We start from the raw sequence: 4,909 nt of genomic DNA on the forward strand, positions 1-4,909 counted from the left end.
GAAAAAAAAAGTAGGTTTTATCGGCTGGCGTGGCATGGTCGGTTCCGTGCTGATGCAACGTATGGAAGAAGAAAACGATTTTGAGGCTATCGAGCCAGTATTTTTCTCTACGTCACAAAAAGGCGACAAGGTTTCAGTGATCAAAAGTCTAGCTGATACCCTCTTAGAAGATGCTAATGATATTAATAAATTGTCAAATATGGACATCATTATCAGCTGCCAAGGCGGCGATTATACCAACAAGATTTATCCACAATTACGTGACAGCGGATGGCAAGGCTATTGGATCGATGCCGCCTCCGCTCTACGCATGAAAGATGACGCCATTATTATTTTGGATCCGGTTAATAAAATGCTGATTCAGCAGGGCATAGATAAAGGCATCAAAACCTTTGTTGGTGGTAACTGTACCGTTAGCCTGATGTTAATGTCGCTGGGCGGATTATTTGCTAATGATTTGGTTGAATGGGCTTTTGTCGCCACTTATCAGGCAGCGTCAGGAGGCGGAGCAAAACATATGCGTGAATTGCTCACGCAAATGGGTGCTTTACATAAAGAGGTCGCAACAGAGTTGCAAGATCCTGCCTCAACCATTCTTGATATTGAACGAAAGATAACGGAAAAAACCAACAGTAGTAATTTACCCACCGATAATTTCGGTGTACCGCTGGCCGGCAGTTTGATCCCGTGGATTGATAGCGCCCTTCAAAACGGGCAAAGCCGTGAAGAATGGAAGGGTCAGGCAGAGACCAACAAAATATTAGCGAGCAAAAATATCATTCCGATTGATGGTTTATGTGTACGTATCGGGGCGCTGCGTTGCCATAGTCAAGCTTTTACCTTGAAACTAAAAAAAGATATTCCCTTGCCAGAAATTGAACAATTGCTTGCTGAGCATAACAAGTGGGTAAAGGTGATCCCGAATAATCGCGAGGATACGATGAGTAAACTCACTCCAGCAGCCGTCACTGGCACCTTGCGCACGCCTGTTGGGCGCTTACGTAAACTCAATATGGGATCAAAGTATTTATCGGCATTCACCGTAGGAGATCAATTACTGTGGGGTGCCGCAGAGCCACTGCGGCGTATGCTGCGGATTTTGTTGTAAGAGCCTGTTAGAAATCTCTTGTGCTCGCTGATATACCCTTCACCTTTCAAGCTACGGTGGCGTTGGCTGCGAGTGCTCGCTGTAACTCGAAATTCATTGGGTATAGACTCTAAGTTGCCTATGCAGGCTTCATTTTTACCAACTCACAGGATCCCCGCCGCCAAAACAATTTCTTAGCAAAGCCTAATGCATTATGGGTCATTTTTATTTCCCGCAGACACAGCTGCCAAAGGGGGGTTGTCGCGCCTTTGGCAGCGGGGAAACGGTGGCAATAACGCTTACGGATCGATGTATCCCGCTCTTTTGTTAGCACAGCAATATCACCACAATACTGAATACCTTTGATTAATTCGATTTGATGGGGCTGGTTAGCAATAGTCCCAACAACCTGTGGATTAATCTGCATTAACTTCGCATGATGGGTGGTCGGTTCAGTCATCAAATATAACGCCATCTTGTCTTGATCAAAAAAATAAAAACAATTCGCGCACCACATATCATCACCACGCTTTGCGCAGAGTGTGAGTACATGCTGTTCGCGCAAAAAATGGCAAATTTCTGCAAGGCTTTCAGCATTATTCACTTATTTCCTTCCTCTTTATTTCTCTTTCTACCTCGTAACCAATTTAAGCTTTCGACGCTGATGGAAAAAAACAGAGAGAAATAGATATATCCCTTAGGTACTTGTACTTGAATGCTTTCCAACATCAAAGTCACTCCAACCAAAATCAAGAAGGCAAGTGCCAACATTTTAACCGAGGGGTAATTATTGACAAACTCTCCAATAGGCCGCGCGGCGAACATCATCACACCGACAGCAACGATGACGGCGGTCATCATAATAAACAGGTGGTCAGAAAGCCCAACCGCCGTGATGACAGAATCTAAACTAAAAATAATGTCTAACAACATAATTTGTATGATAGCGCTAGCAAAAGAACTCACATGGCTACTGTGATAATTTTCATCCCCAACGATCGAGTCATAAATTTCTTTAGTCGACTTCCAAATTAAAAATAACCCACCGAAAAACAAGATCAAATCACGTGTTGAAATAGCATGCTCTGCAAGAGTAAAAAGGGGCTTCGTTAAACCAATGACCCAAGTGATAGACGCCAACAAGGTTAAACGCATCAACATCGCAGCAGATAAACCAATCCTTCTCGCTTTATTTTGTTGTGCTTTAGGCAGTTTTGCCACGACCAAAGATAAGAAAATAATATTATCTATACCCAGAATAATTTCTAGGATAGTGAGTGTACCCAGAGCTAACCAAGCATTTGGATCAGCAATCCATTCAAACATTACTCATATATCCTATTAAACAGAAAGAGCAGATTATACGTGCTACACCTTCATTAATCATAATGAAAAGGAGCGGTTATTTTTAAATACACAGGCTATCAAATAAAAAAGTAGCGAGATAATAATTTATTAGTAAAATTTTTTTTCAAATAAAAACCACGAGGCAAGGTCATGATACGCTGCCCTTGTTTACCCACTGCCTCGGTTAAAGACTGACCATTCGCGGCTTTGGGACGCAATTGTAAAATCTCACCATGGTGCGCCCTAATACTTTCCACATTACCTAAAACAATCAAATCCATCAGCTCTTCCCAATCGTCACGGAGCTGTTTTTCTTCCTCTGCATTTGGACTCCATAACAAGGGGGTACCAACACGGCGTTCTGCTAAAGGGATATGCCTTTCACCTTCTACGGGGATCCATAAAACCCGGGAAAGTTTGTTGCGAAGATGACAGCTCTCCCAAATCACCCCACTATTGCCCGTTAATGGTGCCACACAAACAAAAGTGGTTTCCAATGCTCTGCCTTGAGCATTCACTGGGATAGTTTTTAGTTCAATGCCGATATCAGCAAAATCCTGCTCAGGCTTACTTCCTGCTTTCGCACCAAGATGAAATTCTAATAATACGCCTACCCAACCTTTTGCTCTTTTCAAATTGGCAGGCATACGCCATTGCGCTTTCATCGCTAATTCACCCAAGGTAAATCCCGATAAAGCCTGAGCACGGAGCAAAAGCTGATTTTCATCACGGAGCGGCGGAACAGAAATTAAATTACACACGAGACCTCTTTAGAAATTGCCGATGTTCTATAATGTGAGTATTTTTTAATTAGTTTACCGCCTGTGGTTAGTATGAAACAATCAGATCATTTCTGAATTCTAAGTTTATCGAGGTAGTCTAGTGATCGATGATGATGGCTACCGCCCAAATGTTGGTATTGTCATTTGTAACCAACAGGGACAGGTTTTATGGGCTCGCCGTTGCGGTCAACATTCCTGGCAATTTCCTCAGGGCGGAATTAATGCGGATGAAACACCAGAACAGGCAATGTACCGTGAACTTTTTGAAGAAGTGGGATTAAGTAAAAAAAATGTTCGTATATTGGCTTCTACCCGTAGTTGGTTACGTTATAAATTACCTAAACGTTTGGTTCGCTGGGATACAAAACCCGTGTGTGTAGGCCAAAAACAAAAATGGTTTTTACTTCAATTAACCAGTGATGATAGCAATATCAACATGCAACGGAGTAACCCGCCAGAATTTGACGGTTGGCTTTGGGTAAGCTACTGGTATCCTGTGCGTCAAGTGGTCTCTTTTAAACGTGATGTATACCGTCGAGTGATGAAGGAATTCGCCGCTACTGTGATAACAACACAGCTTATGCCTGCTCTATCAATACCGACAACGTCTCTACAAAAAAAATATTAACCTCTACATTAGACCTCTTCGGAAACCTACTGCGTGATACGGATCCTGCGTTGTCCGGTGCGCGCAATCCTCATGTACTTTATGTTAACGAAGGTTGCTGTGCACCGGCGCCTTGACTCCGCATAAAGAACTACGGTTTCCAAAGAGGTCTATACCCTTCGCCTTTCAAGTTACGGCGGCGTTGACTGCGGGTGCTCGCCGAATCACGTAGTATGTCTACGCTCATCGGTCTCACACCCTTGCCGCCTTGCCGTAACTCGAAATTCATTGGGTATAATTGGGTATATTAGAGACTATTCGAAATCTCTTGCGCTCATCGATACTTTGTCAAAAGCAGCTCAAAGAAGATTTCAAATAAGCTCTTAAAATTCTTTATGAATAGCGAAAAATTTAGGGTGTTTTTTGAGTGACTAATTTTAAATCTACTAGAATAAGACGTGGGATTTTTTCACCTTTTAAGACTTTATCTGCCATTTCTACGCCTTTTGCACCAATCTTTTCTGGTTGTTGGGCGATGGTCGCCGCCATTTCTCCATTTTCTACCGCTTTAACTGCATCATTAGTACCGTCGAATCCTACCACCAACACATCCGTTCTTCCCAAATTTTGCAACGTGTGCAATGCACCCAACGCCATTTCATCATTTTGTGCAAACACCGCTTGAACCTGTGGGTAAGTGGCTAACAATTCTTGCGTCACGTGCATACCATCGGTGCGATCATAATATGCTGGCTGACTGGCTAATAAATTGAATTTATGTTGTTTTATTGATTGTTTGAACCCTTCAGCCCGTTGGCGAACGCCAGAAGAAACAGCAATACCTTCCAATTGTATCACTTTAGCGCCATCCCCAAGTTTACGCGCAATAAAATCCCCCGCCATTTTTGAACCTAATACATTATCAGACGTAATATGACTTTTTATTTTCACCTGATGGGCGACACGATCCAACGTGATAATAGGAATATTAGCCTCATTGGCCAATTTAATAGAATTACCTACCGCATTAGAATTTACCGTGCTAATTAACAGAAATTTAACATCAATACGGCTAATAAGAGAATG

The 4,909-nt window shown here is 42.6% G+C and carries 7 protein-coding genes; 2 read left to right on the forward strand and 5 right to left on the reverse strand.

The genetic code is table 11. The annotated features are described in order from the left end of the window. Positions 1-34: 34 nt before the first annotated feature. A complete protein-coding gene (gene asd, locus REG_RS00205) occupies positions 35-1,108 on the forward strand; it encodes an aspartate-semialdehyde dehydrogenase (protein ID WP_006704005.1) in 1,074 nt (357 codons plus the stop codon). A gap of 118 nt (positions 1,109-1,226) precedes the next feature. Here the strand turns inward: asd and REG_RS00210 are convergent, their stop codons facing one another. The 3 genes from REG_RS00210 to mutH form a co-directional block, all read right to left on the reverse strand. Continuing rightward, on the reverse strand, positions 1,227-1,691 hold the full coding sequence (locus tag REG_RS00210; RefSeq protein ID WP_006704006.1) for a YhbP family protein: 465 nt from the start codon (positions 1,689-1,691) through the stop codon (positions 1,227-1,229). Further along, positions 1,688-2,413 carry a TerC family protein gene (locus tag REG_RS00215; RefSeq protein WP_006704007.1) on the reverse strand — a complete coding sequence of 242 codons (726 nt, stop codon included), beginning with the start codon at positions 2,411-2,413 and terminating at the stop codon, positions 1,688-1,690. The genes REG_RS00210 and REG_RS00215 overlap by 4 nt, the downstream gene beginning before the upstream one ends. A 98-nt stretch (positions 2,414-2,511) precedes the next feature. Continuing rightward, on the reverse strand, positions 2,512-3,195 hold the full coding sequence (mutH, locus tag REG_RS00220) for a DNA mismatch repair endonuclease MutH (RefSeq protein WP_006704008.1): 684 nt from the start codon (positions 3,193-3,195) through the stop codon (positions 2,512-2,514). Between the two features lie 121 nt (positions 3,196-3,316). Here mutH and rppH point away from each other — a divergent pair, with 121 nt between their 5' ends. Continuing rightward, complete coding sequence (rppH, locus tag REG_RS00225; RefSeq protein ID WP_006704009.1) at positions 3,317-3,844, forward strand: RNA pyrophosphohydrolase; 528 nt, start codon at positions 3,317-3,319, stop codon at positions 3,842-3,844. Positions 3,845-3,974: 130 nt separating this feature from the next. On the opposite strand, the gene REG_RS12895 is transcribed toward rppH, so the two are convergent. Next, positions 3,975-4,112 (reverse strand): hypothetical protein, encoded by a 138-nt coding sequence (locus REG_RS12895; RefSeq protein ID WP_176603371.1) that lies wholly within the window; start codon positions 4,110-4,112, stop codon positions 3,975-3,977. A gap of 122 nt (positions 4,113-4,234) precedes the next feature. Further along, on the reverse strand, positions 4,235-4,909 hold a 675-nt coding region (locus REG_RS00230; protein ID WP_039906823.1), incomplete at its 5' end, for a substrate-binding domain-containing protein.

This window comes from Candidatus Regiella insecticola LSR1, assembly GCF_000143625.1.
GTDB lineage: Bacteria > Pseudomonadota > Gammaproteobacteria > Enterobacterales > Enterobacteriaceae > Regiella > Regiella insecticola.

Excerpts from the sequence above, each read along its gene's own strand:
- asd (WP_006704005.1), top strand. The coding sequence starts at position 35 with ATGGTCGGTTCCGTGCTGATGCAACGTATGGAAGAAGAAAACGATTTT.
- REG_RS00215 (WP_006704007.1), bottom strand. The coding sequence starts at position 2,413 with ATGTTTGAATGGATTGCTGATCCAAATGCTTGGTTAGCTCTGGGTACA.
- REG_RS12895 (WP_176603371.1), bottom strand. The coding sequence starts at position 4,112 with ATGAATTTCGAGTTACGGCAAGGCGGCAAGGGTGTGAGACCGATGAGC.